Annotated in this window: 16 protein-coding genes and 1 riboswitch; of the genes, 11 read left to right on the top strand and 5 right to left on the bottom strand. The window is 60.1% G+C overall.

What is annotated here, in order from left to right; all coding sequences use genetic code 11:
• The first annotated feature begins 1 nt into the window (after position 1).
• From mlaC to murA, 4 genes are read left to right on the top strand one after another with little or no spacing between them, the layout of a single operon-like run.
• Positions 2 to 637, top strand: a complete 636-nt coding sequence (mlaC, locus tag BN4575_RS14165) for a phospholipid-binding protein MlaC (RefSeq protein ID WP_068978660.1) — start codon at positions 2 to 4, stop codon at positions 635 to 637.
• Positions 634 to 906, top strand: a complete 273-nt coding sequence (locus BN4575_RS14160) for an STAS domain-containing protein (protein ID WP_042024514.1) — start codon at positions 634 to 636, stop codon at positions 904 to 906. The genes mlaC and BN4575_RS14160 overlap by 4 nt, the downstream gene beginning before the upstream one ends.
• Entirely contained in the window at positions 906 to 1,163 is a 258-nt protein-coding gene (gene ibaG / locus BN4575_RS14155; protein ID WP_005306001.1) for a BolA family iron metabolism protein IbaG, read from the top strand. The genes BN4575_RS14160 and ibaG overlap by 1 nt, the downstream gene beginning before the upstream one ends.
• 18 nt (positions 1,164 to 1,181) lie before the next feature.
• On the top strand, positions 1,182 to 2,438 hold the full coding sequence (gene murA / locus BN4575_RS14150; protein ID WP_042024513.1) for a UDP-N-acetylglucosamine 1-carboxyvinyltransferase: 1,257 nt from the start codon (positions 1,182 to 1,184) through the stop codon (positions 2,436 to 2,438).
• Positions 2,439 to 2,548: 110 nt separating this feature from the next.
• Here the strand turns inward: murA and pmbA are convergent, their stop codons facing one another.
• The gene (gene pmbA / locus BN4575_RS14145; protein WP_068978659.1) at positions 2,549 to 3,892 is read right to left on the bottom strand and encodes a metalloprotease PmbA; all 1,344 of its coding nucleotides are present in this window, start codon (positions 3,890 to 3,892) and stop codon (positions 2,549 to 2,551) included.
• Between the two features lie 114 nt (positions 3,893 to 4,006).
• On the opposite strand from pmbA, the gene yjgA reads away from it, so the two are divergent.
• Both yjgA and BN4575_RS14135 read left to right on the top strand, forming a co-directional pair.
• On the top strand, positions 4,007 to 4,531 hold the full coding sequence (yjgA, locus tag BN4575_RS14140) for a ribosome biogenesis factor YjgA (RefSeq protein ID WP_042024509.1): 525 nt from the start codon (positions 4,007 to 4,009) through the stop codon (positions 4,529 to 4,531).
• A gap of 390 nt (positions 4,532 to 4,921) precedes the next feature.
• Positions 4,922 to 5,704 (top strand): gamma-glutamyl-gamma-aminobutyrate hydrolase family protein, encoded by a 783-nt coding sequence (locus BN4575_RS14135; protein WP_068978658.1) that lies wholly within the window; start codon positions 4,922 to 4,924, stop codon positions 5,702 to 5,704.
• A gap of 11 nt (positions 5,705 to 5,715) precedes the next feature.
• Here BN4575_RS14135 and BN4575_RS14130 read toward each other — a convergent pair whose 3' ends face one another.
• On the bottom strand, positions 5,716 to 6,129 hold the full coding sequence (locus tag BN4575_RS14130) for a hypothetical protein (protein WP_068978657.1): 414 nt from the start codon (positions 6,127 to 6,129) through the stop codon (positions 5,716 to 5,718).
• 114 nt (positions 6,130 to 6,243) lie between these two features.
• On the opposite strand from BN4575_RS14130, the gene BN4575_RS14125 reads away from it, so the two are divergent.
• The 3 genes from BN4575_RS14125 to BN4575_RS14115 all read left to right on the top strand — a co-directional run bounded on the left by BN4575_RS14125 (position 6,244) and on the right by BN4575_RS14115 (position 8,575).
• Positions 6,244 to 7,770 (top strand): mechanosensitive ion channel family protein, encoded by a 1,527-nt coding sequence (locus BN4575_RS14125; RefSeq protein ID WP_068978656.1) that lies wholly within the window; start codon positions 6,244 to 6,246, stop codon positions 7,768 to 7,770.
• A gap of 46 nt (positions 7,771 to 7,816) precedes the next feature.
• The gene (locus BN4575_RS14120) at positions 7,817 to 8,215 is read left to right on the top strand and encodes an STY0301 family protein (protein WP_068978655.1); all 399 of its coding nucleotides are present in this window, start codon (positions 7,817 to 7,819) and stop codon (positions 8,213 to 8,215) included.
• 96 nt (positions 8,216 to 8,311) lie between these two features.
• The gene (locus BN4575_RS14115; protein ID WP_042024501.1) at positions 8,312 to 8,575 is read left to right on the top strand and encodes a hypothetical protein; all 264 of its coding nucleotides are present in this window, start codon (positions 8,312 to 8,314) and stop codon (positions 8,573 to 8,575) included.
• Between the two features lie 100 nt (positions 8,576 to 8,675).
• Here BN4575_RS14115 and aphA read toward each other — a convergent pair whose 3' ends face one another.
• On the bottom strand, positions 8,676 to 9,395 hold the full coding sequence (gene aphA, locus BN4575_RS14110) for an acid phosphatase AphA (protein WP_068978654.1): 720 nt from the start codon (positions 9,393 to 9,395) through the stop codon (positions 8,676 to 8,678).
• A 106-nt stretch (positions 9,396 to 9,501) separates the two neighbouring features.
• Positions 9,502 to 10,176, bottom strand: coding sequence for a Dph6-related ATP pyrophosphatase (locus tag BN4575_RS14105; protein ID WP_068978653.1), 675 nt, complete (start codon positions 10,174 to 10,176; stop codon positions 9,502 to 9,504).
• Positions 10,177 to 10,342: 166 nt separating this feature from the next.
• Here BN4575_RS14105 and BN4575_RS14100 point away from each other — a divergent pair, with 166 nt between their 5' ends.
• Entirely contained in the window at positions 10,343 to 11,659 is a 1,317-nt protein-coding gene (locus tag BN4575_RS14100) for an MFS transporter (protein WP_068978652.1), read from the top strand.
• Between the two features lie 140 nt (positions 11,660 to 11,799).
• Here the strand turns inward: BN4575_RS14100 and BN4575_RS14095 are convergent, their stop codons facing one another.
• Positions 11,800 to 12,786, bottom strand: coding sequence for a sodium:calcium antiporter (locus BN4575_RS14095; protein ID WP_068978651.1), 987 nt, complete (start codon positions 12,784 to 12,786; stop codon positions 11,800 to 11,802).
• Positions 12,787 to 12,874: 88 nt separating this feature from the next.
• Positions 12,875 to 12,981, bottom strand: a riboswitch (yybP-ykoY riboswitch).
• A 170-nt stretch (positions 12,982 to 13,151) separates the two neighbouring features.
• Here BN4575_RS14095 and BN4575_RS14090 point away from each other — a divergent pair.
• Positions 13,152 to 13,739 carry a superinfection exclusion B family protein gene (locus BN4575_RS14090; RefSeq protein WP_042024483.1) on the top strand — a complete coding sequence of 196 codons (588 nt, stop codon included), beginning with the start codon at positions 13,152 to 13,154 and terminating at the stop codon, positions 13,737 to 13,739.
• The last annotated feature ends 13 nt before the right edge of the window (positions 13,740 to 13,752 follow it).

Here is a 13,752-nt window from a genome sequence, read left to right as displayed (position 1 = left end):
CATGTTCAAGAAAATCGCCCTGCTGCTGGGCCTGATGACCAGCATGCTCTTTTCCCTGTCGGCCCAGGCCGCAGTCGATGCAACCGACCCCAATGCACTGGTGGATCAAGCTGCCAAGCAGACTTTTGCCCGCCTGAAAACCGATCAGGCCCAGGTAAAAAGCAATCCGGATCACCTGCGGGTGATCATCCGTGAAGAGCTGTTGCCTTACGTGGATAACCGCTTTGCCGCCTACAAGGTGCTCGGCAACCAGATTAAAGAGACCACAGAGGCGCAGCGCAATGCCTTTGTCGAGGTGTTCACCGAGTACATGGTGAGCTCCTACGCCGACGCGCTGGCCCACTTTGACAAGCAGACCGTCAAGGTCGAACCGGGCAAAGCGGCCGGTGACAGCAACATCACCGCCGTCAGCGTCAGCGTAAAAGAGCCCGGCAAGCCGGATATCTTCCTCGAGTTCAAGCTGCGCAAGAACAACAAGACCGGCGAGTGGAAAGCCTTCGACATGGTCGCCGAGGGGATCAGCCTGCTCTCCGCCAAACAGAGCGAGCTGGGCGGCCTCATTCGCCAGAACGGCATCGATGCGGTGATCGCCCAGTTGCGCGAACACAACGCCAAACCGCTAGTGCTCAAGCCATGATCCTGAGCGGTGATCTGCAGGCGCCACAGGTCAATGAGCTGTGGCAATCCCGCGCCCAGTGGTGGCAGAATGACCGGCTCGAACTCGGCGGCGTCACCACCCTCGACTCAGCCGGGCTGGCGCTGCTGGTCAAATGGGCCAAAAACGTATTAGCGCGAGGCGCCACACCGCAACTGGTGGGCGCCTCCAGTGATTTCTATACCCTGGCCAACCTCTACGGGGTGGCCGGGCTGTTTCAGTCAACCCCGCTCACAACTGAGGACGCATAATGCAAGTCTCTGAAATTGAAGCGATACTCCTCGAGGCTCTGCCATTGTCCGAAGTCCATGTCAAAGGGGACGGTAGTCACTATCAAGTGATCGCCGTCGGTGACATGTTTGACGGCATGAGCCGGGTCAAGAAACAGCAGGCCATCTATGCCCCGCTGATGGACAAGATCGCCAGCAACGCCATTCACGCCCTCTCCATCAAGGCGTTCACCGACGCCGAGTGGAAACGCGAACGTAAATTCCTATTGCCCTCCTGATTTGGTAACGAAGTAAAAATGGACAAATTCAAAATCGATGGTCGTTGCACTCTCAACGGCGAAGTGACCATCTCCGGCGCCAAAAACGCCGCCCTGCCGATCCTGTTCGCAACCCTGCTGTGTGATGAAGAGGTACACCTCTCCAACGTGCCACGTCTGAAAGATGTGGGCACCACCATCAAGCTGCTGGAGATGCTGGGCGCGACCACCAAGGTCAACGGCAACGTCACCGTGCTGACCGGTGCGGTGAACAACCACGTCGCCCCCTACGAGCTGGTGAAGACCATGCGCGCCTCCATTCTGGCGCTGGGCCCGCTGGCCGCCCGTTTCGGGGCTGCTGACGTCTCTCTGCCCGGCGGTTGCGCCATCGGTGCCCGTCCGGTCAACCTGCACGTCCACGGTCTGGAGCTGATGGGTGCCAAGATCACCATCGAAGATGGCTACATCAAGGCCCGTGTCGATGGTCGCCTCAAAGGCGCCCATATCCTGATGGACATGGTTTCGGTCACCGGTACCGAGAACCTGATGATGGCTGCGACCCTGGCAGAAGGGCGCACCGTGATCGAAAACGCCGCCCGTGAGCCGGAAGTGGTCGATCTGGCCAACTTCCTCACCACCCTGGGCGCCAAGATCCAGGGCGCAGGCACTGACACCCTGACCATCGATGGCGTCGAACGCCTGCACGGTGGCGACTACAGCGTACAGCCTGACCGTATCGAAACCGGTACCTTCCTGGTGGGCGCAGCGGTTACCGGTGGCAAGGTCACCTGCCGCAACACCGACCCGACCTTGCTGGAAGCGGTACTGGTCAAGCTGGAAGAGGCAGGCGCCTTGATCGAGAAAGGGGCTGACTGGATCACCCTCGACATGACTGGCCGCACCCTCAAGCCGGTCACCATCAAGACCGCCCCCTACCCGGCCTTCCCGACCGACATGCAAGCACAGTTCACCGTGCTGAACGCGGTCGCCAAGGGCACCGCCATGGTCACCGAGAACATCTTCGAGAACCGCTTCATGCACGTTCCCGAGTTGGTACGGATGGGCGCTGACATCGAACTGCAGGGCAATGTAGCCATCTGCCGTGACACCGAGCAGCTCAAGGGCGCCCAGGTGATGGCGACCGATCTGCGCGCCTCCGCCAGTCTGGTGCTGGCCGGTTTTGTAGCCGAAGGCACTACCATCGTCGACCGTATCTATCACATCGACCGTGGCTACGAAGACATCGAGCAGAAGCTGCAGGGACTGGGTGGCCGCATCGAGCGCATCAAGGGCTGATAGCCCTTTGATTGCCAGCAGATCACTGATCGCAAGCTGATAAAAAGGCCCCCTCGCGTTGGCGAGGGGGCCTTTCTCATTTCATCCCGTCAGGCAGGATAACTACCGGATCAATGACCCGCCAGCTTCATGTTCTCGACCAGTACCGAACCGGTCTTGAGGCTGGAACGTTCGTCCTCGTCACTGCCCACCGCCACGATATGGCTGAACATCTCCGCCAGATTGCCAGCTATGGTGATCTCCTCGACCGGGTAGGCTATTTCGCCATTCTCGACCCAGAAACCGGCGGCGCCACGGGAGTAGTCACCGTTGACGATATTGACCCCCTGCCCCATCAGCTCGGTCACCAGCAGGCCGGTGCCCATCTCTTTCAGCATGCCCTGAAAGTCCTTGCCGGAGTTGGAAACCTGCCAGTTGTGAATGCCACCGGCATGACCGGTGGTGGTCAACCCCAGCTTGCGGGCGGAGTAGGAGGTGAGCAGCCAGCTCATCAACTCGCCGTTACGGATGATATCCATGTCGCGGGTGCGCACCCCTTCACCATCGAACGGGCTACTGGCCAACCCGCCCAGTAGATGGGGGAACTCCTCAATGGTGAGCCACTGGGGCAGGACCTGCTTGCCCAGCTTGTCGAGCAGGAAGCTCGACTTGCGATAGAGGTTACCCCCACTGATGGCCATCACCAGATGACCCCACAGGCCGGACGCAGTATCGGGGTGAAACAGCACAGGGGCATGGCGAGTGGAAATCTTGCGGGCGCCGAGGCGCGAGACGGTACGCTCGACCGCCTCATCAGCGATGCGCTGCGGGCTCCAGAGCCCAGCCAGATCGCGACTGGATGAGTAACCGTAATCCCGCTGCATCTCGCCATCCTGCTCGCCGATCAGCACGCAGCTCAGGGAGTTGCGCGAGGCGGCATAGCCCTTCACAAAGCCATGGCTGTTGCCATAAACCTTGATGCCGAGATGGCTTGAGAAACCGGCACCGTCGGAGTGCTTGATGCGGGCATCGCGACCCAGTGCCAGCCGCTCACACTCGATGGCCAACTCAATCCCGCGCTGGGGATCCAGTTCAATCTGGTGACACAGTTGCAAGTCAGGGGCATCCCAGGCCAGCAGCTCGGCAGGTGCCAGCCCGGCGCAATCGTCGGCAGAGGTGTGGCGGGCGATCTCGATGGCGGCTTCGACTGCGGCGCGGATGGCCGGTTTGCCCAGATCGGTGGTCGATGATGACCCCTTGCAGCCATTGCGGTAAACCGCGATGCCGAGCGCCCCATCCTTATTGAATTCAATGCTTTCCAGTTCACAACCCCGGGTGTTCACCGACAGCCCGGTCTGCTTGCTGATGGAGACTTCGGCCAGCGAGGCGCCCAGTCCTTTGGCTATCTCCAGGGCTTCGGCAACCACGGCCTCGAGATGGGCTTGATCCTGGCGGATTTGGTCTTGCTGATCCATAACTCACATCTGTATGAAGGAAGGAAAGGGGACTAAGCATATCAGACCCCTGCGCCCAGCGGGAGAAGCTGGTAACATATCCACCAAACGTGAAAGACAGGAATCAAGAGACCGATGAGTCAATATCAAGACGACAACGAGTTAGAAGACTGGGGCCCCAGCAAGAGCCAGCTCAAGCGCGATGCAGAAGCGTTGCAAAAACTGGGTGCAGAGATTGTCTCCTTAAGCCACAGTGAATTGGAAAAAATTCCTTTGGATGAAGAGCTTGCCGATGCAGTCGAGCTGGGCCGCAAGCTCAAGCCGAACAAAGATGAGTCATTCCGCCGTCACTTGCAGTTTATCGGCCGCCTGATGCGCAGCCGTGATATCGAGCCGATCGTCGAAGCCCTGTCGATCTTCAGAAACCGTCACTCTACCGTGAATGCACGTCTGCATCGTCTGGAGCAGTGGCGCGAGCGCCTGATCACCGAAGGTGACAGCGCCCTCAACGAACTGCTGTCGCAGTTCCACGAGCTGGATCGCCAGAAGCTGCGCCAACTGATCCGCACAGCTAACAAAGAGCGGACCCTCAACACGCCGCCGATCGCTTATCGCGAGATGTACCAATATCTGCGCGGCGAGATCGAAGACCTGCTGTGATCCCCGAAACACGCCTCCCTCTGCGGAGGCGTGCTTCTATTGACGCCCTTCCCCATCCCCCGCAGCCCCTGCGCGTTTAATATATCCACCATTCTGGCGACCCGGCCATGAATACCCATCTACTCCGCCCCGTTAAATCGCTGTTTCAGAGCAGATCAACACAAACCCGTTAACAATTTAGCATCATTTTGTTTGACATATTGAACGGCCTTGGCAGACTGAACAGAGGATCCAGGCTGTCACTGCCCAGGCTGACCGACGATTCTGCCACCCTGCCCGACCCGGGATCCCATGACCATGCCTTGAGGCATGCCCTTGCCCACTGCGTATGCAAGGGCCTGCCCAAGGCGCAGGATGAGACTTCAACGCCAAGGATAATCAAGGTGCCCTATGCCAAATCCCCTCCCCCCATCCAACCGTAAACCTGTGGTGCTGATGACCATGGGGGCCCAACCCCGCAACGGCCACGCCTATCAGGTGATGACCCACAAATACATCATGCCGCTGGTGGAGATCAGCGACTGCGTCCCGTTGCTGGTGCCCACCTGCTGCAGCACCGCCGATCTGCAGCAATATCTGGATCTGGCCGATGGTGTCTATCTGAGTGGTGCCGGTTCCAACATAGACCCGATCCTCTATGGGCAAGAGAACCTCACCCCGGAAAAACAGCAGGATCGGGATCGCGACCTCTTTGACTTGTCACTGATCAATGCCGCGATTGCGCAGGGGTTGCCGATCCTCGGGATTTGTCGTGGCATGCAAGAGATCAACGTGGCACTGGGTGGCGATATTCATCAGAAGGTCTACAACGAGCCGGGCTATGACGATCACCGGGAAGATGCCGACGATCCGGTCGACGAGCAGTATGGGCCGAGCCATCAGATTGAGCTGCTGCCGGACAGCTGGTTTGCCGAGCTGATGGGGGCTGAGCGGATTGCGGTGAACTCCCTGCATGGGCAGGGGATTGATCGACTGGGGAGCGGACTGGAGCCGCTGGCTCACGCCGAAGATGGGCTGATCGAGGCACTGCATGCTCCCACACTCTCCCCCTTTCTGCTGGCAGTGCAGTGGCATCCGGAGTGGAAAGCCAATGAAAACCCCCACTCCATCAAGATCTTTCAAGCCTTTGGCGATGCCTGCCGCCAGCGCTGTGGGCTGGCAGCCAAAGGTTAAGCCAGAGCAGGTCAGTCACCGAAACCGCGCGCCTTGAGCTTGGGCAAGCCACCCCGCTCGGGGCGCATAGTTCGGCATATATCCATTCCCTTGAGCCCACGCTGGATATGATCCGGGGACTGACCAAACACCATGCCATTACTGCGGTAGAGGTTGTTGTCATCCAGCTCGAACTTCTCGCCGCCGATCAGCAACTGCTCCCGGCCATTGACCTTGTCACCGCGCTTGATCGGCACTTTCATATCGCTCAGCACTTCGCCGGTGGCACACCCCTCGCGCCAGCGCGCCTCGCTGGAGAAGGGGGTGATGGCTATCTCGCGCCAGGATCCATCCCTGAACTCGACCCGATACTTATCCACTAACAGGTCACAACCAGCCAGTGGCAACAATGCCACCAACCAGATGATTTTCTTTGAAATTGACACTAGATCGCACTCCTTTGCCTGGTTCTGCACAGCATAAATAAATTGCTGTACCAACGCACCATTTCCCCTCGCTACAGCAACTATGCTGGTGGTAAACCACAAGAAGGGGCTGCTATGTCTGGCGATAACCTCACGGTACTACCTGCCATCATCTGGATCATGGAACACCCATTCTGGACTCTGTTCACCCTGTCACTGATGCTGATCCACCTCTGGCGTCGTCCGGGCCAGCGCCGGGAGCTGCTCTCCGAGCTCAGTTTCGTGATGATAAGCGCGGTGATGATCCTGCTGATCCAGCTGGAAGGGGGCTGGTTCAAACTGCCGTTGCCCCATCAATTGCTGATCGAGATCTCCACCCTGCTGGCGGGTCTGATACTGGTCAAGGTGTGGGGGATCCTGTTGTTCGAGTTTCTACTCCCCCTCTGCCATGTGCGGATCCCGCGGATCATCGCCGATATTGTCATCACCATTGGCTACATCGGCTGGGGGCTGTTTCGTCTCTATGCCTCCGGGATGGCGCTGGGGGAGATAGTCACCACCTCGGCGGTGATCACTGCGGTCATCGCCTTCGCCATGCAGGATACCCTGGGCAACCTGCTGGCCGGGGTCTCCATTCAGCTCGACAACTCCATCGCCATCGGTGACTGGCTGCAAGTAGATACCACTCAGGGCCGGGTGGTGGAGATCAACTGGCGTGCCACCACCATCGAAACCCGCAACTGGGAAACCGTAGTCATCCCCAACAGCCATCTGCTCAAACAGCGCTTCACCGTGCTCGGGCGGCGTCAGGGCGAACCCTTGCAGTGGCGGCGCTGGGTCTGGTTCGATCTGACCCTCGATACCCTGCCGACCCAGATCATCGCGCTGATCGAGAAATCCCTGCGGGAGACCAAGCTCCCCTGTGTCGCCAAGTATCCGCAACCGGACTGCCTGCTGATGAACGTCGAAGGGGGGATTGCCCGCTATGCGGTGCGCTACTGGCTGACCGATCTGGCTCGCGACGATCCGACCGACTCCATGGTGCGCAGCCTTATAGATGCGGCCCTGCGCCGCAACGATCGTCGCCTCACCCCGCCGATCTTCAACGTCTTTATGGCCAAGGAGAAGCAGCATCTGGATGCCCGCCACAAACGCCACACCGCCGAGCGTACCGACACCCTGCGCAAGCTGCCGCTGTTTGCCATGTTGCAGGAGAACGAGTTGCTCCAGCTGGCCGATCAGGTGAAGTTCGCCCCCTTCGTCAGCGGCGACATCATGCTGGAGCAGGGGGAGATCTCCGGCTGGCTGTTCGTACTGGTCAAGGGAGAGGCGGAGATGCTGGTCAACGTGGAAGGGCGAGAGCTGAAACTGGGCTCGTTGGGGGCTGGTGATTTCTTTGGCGAGCTGAGCCTGCTGACTGGCGAGCCCAGTTCCTTCACGGTACGGGCGCTTGCTACCGTGGAAACCTATCGCATTAATCAGGGGATGTTTCAGGAACTGGTGATGCAGCGCGAGTCGCTGGTCGAGCCCCTCTATCGGGTACTGAGCGACCGCCAGCAGGAGCAGCAGGCGTTGCTGGAACGGGAGGCGGAGTCCATGAGACAGCCACCACAACAGCTTGATCTGCTGGACAAAATGATGAAGCTGTTCAGTAGCAGATGACATAGCATGGGGACGGGATTGATGGAATGAAGAGAGATCCGAGATCATGTTACTGACCACCCTGGCCCTTGCCGCCAGCCTGCAATTTGATTGCCCGCCCGCCATCAAGGTTAGCCAGCAACTGCTGACCCCGCAGCAGGGCTGGCAAGCCGTTACCCGCAACGCCAGCGGCGAGCAGCGCGATTCCCTCAGCCTGCAGCTCGACAACCTCGCCCTGTTCGACGGAGATCCTGCCGAGCTGGCCCAACTCAAACCGGATAATGGCGACAGCGACGAGATCCACTACTGGAGCCAGCTTGATGGTAGCCAACGCCCACTCTATCTGGTCTGCCACTATCAGCACAGCGCCATCACCCTGCAGCAGGCACTGCCCGCCGGCATCAGTTACTGCCGCGTCAACCAGCGCGATCGCTACACCCTGTTCGGGCTGGTTTGCCGTACCTAACCGCGACGAACCGCGGGCAGTTTATTGCCTGATTGTGCAGGGAGTGGAGGCGGTTAGGGCTATACTGGCCGCCACATTTACTGTTGTGGATAGCCCATGAACGACACTCAGGAATTTTTTGACGAAGAGACGCTGCTGGAGATGGTGGAGAACCAGCTCAACGATGGTCACCCGCCCCATGTGAAGGCGACCCTGATGCGGCTGGTGATGAAGGGCACCCCGCGGGCAGAGGCGCTGCAGTATATCGCCTGCGCCCTCGGGGCCGAGCTGATGGCGATGGAGGCCGATCAGGGCCCCTTCAATCTGACCCGTTACGGCGAGTTCCTCGACAGCCTGCCCGAGATGCCGTGGGCTGACTGATACCGTGAGCTGACTAAGGCGCCACGCCTTTGCATGACTCCTTAAAAACAGAAGGGCGGGTGCCAATGGCCCCGCCCTTGTTGCATGGATACTCTCCGGATCAGAACTGGGAATTGATGATCACCTCTTCCCCCAGCGCCCCTGCCAGCGGCAGTGGCCGGTAGCTGGAGTTGGCTGCCCGCAGCAGACGAATGCCGCGAATGCCAACCTCCTGCGCCGCCTTGATATCCCCGTCGGCATCGCCGTAGAAGACCTTCATTTGCTTATCCTTGAGCCACTGCACCTTGGTGTTCTGGCCCGGCTGATCACCGGCGAAGATCACCGGATTGAGCTGGTCAGCCGCAATATTCATGGTCTGCTGCAAGGTCTGGCTCACGGTTTCGGTCTTGGTGGCCGAGCGACCGGTGACGAAATAGATGTGGTCACCGCGCTTGAGGTGCATGGCGATAAGTCCCTTGCCTACCTCTTTCGGCATGCTGAACGCATCCCAACCGTTGTTCATCTTCTCCCAGAAGGCGGGGTTCTTCAGATAGCTCTCGTCGTTGGGCGAGAACTCCTGCTTGCCGCGATAAAAACCGGGGCTGGAGAAGAGCAGGGTATCGTCGATGTCGAAGCCGACCGCCATCGGGGGCAGACCATCCAGACTCTTGGCAATCTGTTCCACCGAGACCCAGTGGATCGGCGCCTGCTGGGCCAGCGTGACGGTAGTGACACCGGCAGGGATCGGTTGAACGGTAGCGGCTTCACCTGCAACGGCAGGCAGAGAGAGGGCAGCAGCCAGCAAGGAGGCAAGCAGCGCCGGACGAGAGAAGTGTTTCATAAGGCAGGTTGTCATCTTCAATCAAAAGAGGGGGTCAATAGTGCCCCCATCCCGCCCCTCAAATCTGTGAACGTTCCTGCAAAAGGGAGCATTTGACGCCCGACAATTAATCTTCGATTGGCAGCAGATCGGTAAAGACAAAGCCGTCGCGCAGTACGGTTTCCCCGACCAGAATGCCGAGCGGACGGGCAAACATGGGGCCATCATAGGCCAGGGTGTGAAACTCGCCGTTCTCACCGCACGGGTCCACCCCCTCCGGCAGCGCTGCCAGCAGTGCTTCGTCAAAATCGTGGCCACCCAAGCTGGCATCCAGCTTGTTCGGGTCGAGGGCACTGATCCGCGCCTTCAAGCCAGCGGCCATCATCTGCGGCGCCAGTTCACCGGTGTTGCTGCCCCACAACGGGAACAGTGGCTCGATACCGGTGCCTGCCAGCTGCTGTTCACGGTAGGCGCGCACATCCTCAAGGAACAGATCGCCAAAGGCCATATGGCGGATCCCCTGTGCCACCACATCGGCGATAAAGCCGGTCATGATGCGGGCGTAATCCTCGTTGCTGCAGGGCCAGGGCAGATCGATGGTGATGAGGGGCAGCCCGACACAGGCGGCCTGCTCGGTCAGCAACTGCTTGCGTACCCCGTGCATCGCCACCCGCTCGAACGCCTGATTGAGGGTGGTAAACAGCCCCACCACCTCGATAGCGGGATCTTGCCGCAACTGATGCAGTGCCCAGGCGCAATCCTTACCGCTGCTCCAGGAGAGCAGTACCCGTTTCTTTTCCATCATTCCTCCGCCAGCGGGGCATTCGGATTGCCCCAAAAAGATGCAAGACAGTGTTGCGAATTGCGCGATTTACACACAAGAGGCAGGCAGCATACTCTCGAACACCTGTATATGCCCCTTGCGCGGGCTGACAATAACTAAAAAAACCGATGGGAAACATACGGATATGAGCACAACCGCACAACAACACGATCACGCCCGCCCCCTCAACCGACAGGATTACAAGACCCTGAGTCTGGCTGCCCTCGGCGGTGCGCTGGAGTTTTACGACTTCATCATCTTCGTCTTCTTCGCCGTGGTCATCGGCGAGCTGTTCTTCCCGGCCGACATTCCCGAGTGGCTACGCCAGTTCCAGACCTTCGGCATCTTCGCCGCCGGTTATCTGGCCCGCCCGCTCGGCGGCATCATCATGGCCCACTTTGGCGATCTCATCGGCCGCAAGCGGATGTTCACCCTCAGCATCATCATGATGGCGCTGCCGACCCTGTTGATCGGTCTGCTGCCCACCTATGCGGTGCTCGGCATCGGTGCCCCCATCGCCCTGCTGGGACTGCGTATCCTGCAAGGCGCGGCCATCGGCGGTGAAGTGCCGGGCGCCTGGGTATTTGTCGCCGAGCACGTTCCTGCCCGTCGGGTCGGGGTCGCCTGCGGCACGCTCACGGCGGGATTGACGGCCGGCATCCTGCTCGGCTCCCTGATCGCCACGGCGGTCAACAAGAGCCTGACCCCGGCCGAGGTGAGCGAGTGGGGCTGGCGAGTGCCCTTCCTGCTGGGCGGTATCTTCGGCATCGTTGCCATGTACCTGCGTCGCTGGTTGCACGAGACCCCGGTCTTCGCCGAGATGCAAGCCAACAAGACCCTGGCCGATGAACTGCCCCTCAAGACGGTGCTGCGCAATCACAAGAGCAGCGTGGTGGTCTCCATGCTGCTGACCTGGCTGCTCTCCGCCGGGATCGTGGTGGTGATCCTGATGACCCCGACCTATCTGCAGAAGGTCTATGGCATCAGCCCGGCGGACGCCCTGACCGCCAACTCGCTGGCGATCGTCGCCCTGACCCTCGGCTGCATCGTCTATGGCCGACTGATCGACCTGCTGGGCAGCGGTATCACCTTCATGCTCGGTTCCCTGCTGCTGGCAGGCTCCAGTTACGCCTTCTATCACGGTCTGGCGGCCGGCACGAGCCAGCTGGTGCCGCTCTACATGCTGGCGGGCTTTGCGGTCGGGATTGTCGGCGCGGTTCCTTACGTGATGGTCAACGCCTTCCCGCCGGTGGTGCGCTTCTCCGGTCTGTCGTTCTCCTACAACGTGGCCTACGCCATCTTCGGCGGCCTCACCCCGATGGCGGTGACCCTCTGGATGAAGAACGACATGCTGGCCCCCTCCCACTATGTGGTCAGTCTTTCAGTGCTGGGTTTTGCCATCGGCCTCTGGCTCTGGTTCCAGCAACGCACCTCGCAACAACAGCTGCCCCAGCCCACCTGAAACCGGCTTGGAACTTAAGGCGCGGGGCCGCCTGACCCACAGCCCGGCAGGCGTGTCCTGCTGGGCTGTGTCGTTGCTACTTCGGGGCACTCACGAGTGACCACCTTGGTGCCCCGACCGATCCGCCGTTCGCATCCCGCTCACATCACTAACAGCCAGCCGCAGAAGCACAGATAGAGCAGACTAATCAGTGCCAGACGGCCAGCCGTCATCGCCCCCCGGCGAAACCCCCACCAGAGCAACACCATCGCCAATACTGTCACGATCGCCGAGACCAGCATGGCACCACTCAGCAGCCAGGGGGTAAACAGCAGACAGAACGCCTTGGGGATGGTGCCCTGGATCATCATGGCCCCGGAGATATTAGCCAAGGCCATCCTGGTCTTGCCCTGTCGCACCCAGATCAGCACGTTCATCAGCTCCGGCATCTCGGTCGCCACCGGGCTCAGCAGCAGGGCCGCCAGCACCGGCGAGAGGCCAAACAGCTCGCCCATGCTCTCCAGCTGATGGACAAACAGCTGGGCCGCCAGCGCCACCACCACCAGCGCACCCAGCGTCTGCAGCAGCACCTTGCCAAGGGGCGGGATCCCGGCATCGGGTGCCAGTTTGAGGGGCTCTGGCAGCCCGGCCTCGTGGCTGTCGCTCTGTTTCAGCTCACGCCGCACATAGACGAGGTAGACCAGCACAAACAGCGGGGCCAACCAGCTCTTGCCGCTAAAGGCGACCAGACCCAGCGCGGTCGCCACCAGAAAGATGCCGATAAACCAGCGCTGATCCCGGCCAATCTCACGCTGCACCTCGCCATTGATGGCCCGTTCGGTACGCCCCATGCAAAGCAGCAGGGTGAGACCGACCGCAGCATAGCCGATGGTCGCCAGCACCAGCGGCCCGCCGAGGGCGGCGCCAATGCCGATCTCCTGCTGGGCGGCCGTGTTGCCCATCAGCAAGGCGGTGAGGGTGACGATGCACTCGGGCAGCGCCGTACCGAGCGCCGCCAACAGCGAGCCGGTGGCACTTTGGGAGAGTTTGAAGTGGTGGCCGGCCCACTCGATGCCGTTGACGAAGTATTCGCAGGCAAGGTAGATGGTGACCGCAGAGGCAAGAAATAACAGCAGGGTAATCAACATAATAGATACCGCCAGGCGAGCAGAATAACCAATGGACCCGACATGGCTCGCCCGGCTGGCGTGCATATCGAGGCCAAAGGTCTTGCAGAGCGATAGTGCCTATCGCCGCCCATGCCATGGATGCGAGGATCCAAGAGTGTTGACATGGGCCCGGCCCGGAATGCGGGCGGGTTGCTACTCCCCAATGACTGAGGGGGCTTTTTAGCAACGCGGCAGCCCGTTCACAAGACAAACAATTCATCACTCACTGACTGAGTTGTAAGAGAATGTAACCCGACCCGCCGCACTCCCCCCAAAATTGCACTCTTGGCACACAGCTTGCTGGAGGTAGTTCACTATCCACAACAGTTTGGGAAGGATGAACGATGAAACGGTGGATCCAACATTTCTATCAACTGAACCGCCTCAACTGGCTGATGGTCTGGTTGTTGCTCTGCTGCAGCATCATCTTGCTGTTTCCGGCCGGGCTGATGAAAGGGGCTGTCAGCCTGTGGGCGATGGAACACGCGGCCTGGCTGGGAGTCGGCATGCTGATCGCCATCTCCTACTTCTGCAGTCAGGGCTTTTTGATCGCCTGGGAGTGGGCCTGTGAGGAGTGGCAGGCGCGTCGTCAGCAGGACCAGCTGACCCAGATGATCGGCTTCCTCGACTTCAACGAGAAGGCGGTACTGCGCGAGTTCGTGCTGCAGCGTAAAAGCGTCATAAACTTGCCGATCACCGAGCCCGCCGTCAAAAACCTGATGGATGCCGGCGTCCTCACCTACGCCTACGGCAAGCCGGTGCGAGAGAAGGATGACGAGAACCAGATCCGCGCCCTGATGATCGCCCTGCCCGCCCGACCGCTACTCACCTACAAGGTGCTGGGGCTGTCGCGTGGCAAGATGAGCGACGAGCAGGTGGAGCAGATCATGAACGCCCGCCCCAAGTTCGCCCAGAAGGGGTTCCAGCGCTAACCGCCGCCCCAAT

The sequence above is a fragment of the Aeromonas sp. EERV15 genome, assembly GCF_900079845.1.
Lineage (GTDB): Bacteria > Pseudomonadota > Gammaproteobacteria > Enterobacterales > Aeromonadaceae > Aeromonas > Aeromonas sobria.
The sequence above is the reverse complement of the archived record's forward strand: the minus strand, read 5'-3'. Positions and strand labels throughout refer to the sequence as shown.

Bases quoted from the DNA above. Each gene is read 5' to 3' on its own strand.
- mlaC (WP_068978660.1), top strand. From the start codon at position 2: ATGTTCAAGAAAATCGCCCTGCTGCTGGGCCTGATGACCAGCATGCTC.
- BN4575_RS14160 (WP_042024514.1), top strand. From the start codon at position 634: ATGATCCTGAGCGGTGATCTGCAGGCGCCACAGGTCAATGAGCTGTGG.
- ibaG (WP_005306001.1), top strand. From the start codon at position 906: ATGCAAGTCTCTGAAATTGAAGCGATACTCCTCGAGGCTCTGCCATTG.
- murA (WP_042024513.1), top strand. From the start codon at position 1,182: ATGGACAAATTCAAAATCGATGGTCGTTGCACTCTCAACGGCGAAGTG.
- pmbA (WP_068978659.1), bottom strand. From the start codon at position 3,892: ATGGATCAGCAAGACCAAATCCGCCAGGATCAAGCCCATCTCGAGGCC.
- yjgA (WP_042024509.1), top strand. From the start codon at position 4,007: ATGAGTCAATATCAAGACGACAACGAGTTAGAAGACTGGGGCCCCAGC.
- BN4575_RS14135 (WP_068978658.1), top strand. From the start codon at position 4,922: ATGCCAAATCCCCTCCCCCCATCCAACCGTAAACCTGTGGTGCTGATG.
- BN4575_RS14125 (WP_068978656.1), top strand. From the start codon at position 6,244: ATGTCTGGCGATAACCTCACGGTACTACCTGCCATCATCTGGATCATG.
- BN4575_RS14120 (WP_068978655.1), top strand. From the start codon at position 7,817: ATGTTACTGACCACCCTGGCCCTTGCCGCCAGCCTGCAATTTGATTGC.
- BN4575_RS14115 (WP_042024501.1), top strand. From the start codon at position 8,312: ATGAACGACACTCAGGAATTTTTTGACGAAGAGACGCTGCTGGAGATG.
- aphA (WP_068978654.1), bottom strand. From the start codon at position 9,395: ATGAAACACTTCTCTCGTCCGGCGCTGCTTGCCTCCTTGCTGGCTGCT.
- BN4575_RS14105 (WP_068978653.1), bottom strand. From the start codon at position 10,176: ATGGAAAAGAAACGGGTACTGCTCTCCTGGAGCAGCGGTAAGGATTGC.
- BN4575_RS14100 (WP_068978652.1), top strand. From the start codon at position 10,343: ATGAGCACAACCGCACAACAACACGATCACGCCCGCCCCCTCAACCGA.
- BN4575_RS14095 (WP_068978651.1), bottom strand. From the start codon at position 12,786: ATGTTGATTACCCTGCTGTTATTTCTTGCCTCTGCGGTCACCATCTAC.
- BN4575_RS14090 (WP_042024483.1), top strand. From the start codon at position 13,152: ATGAAACGGTGGATCCAACATTTCTATCAACTGAACCGCCTCAACTGG.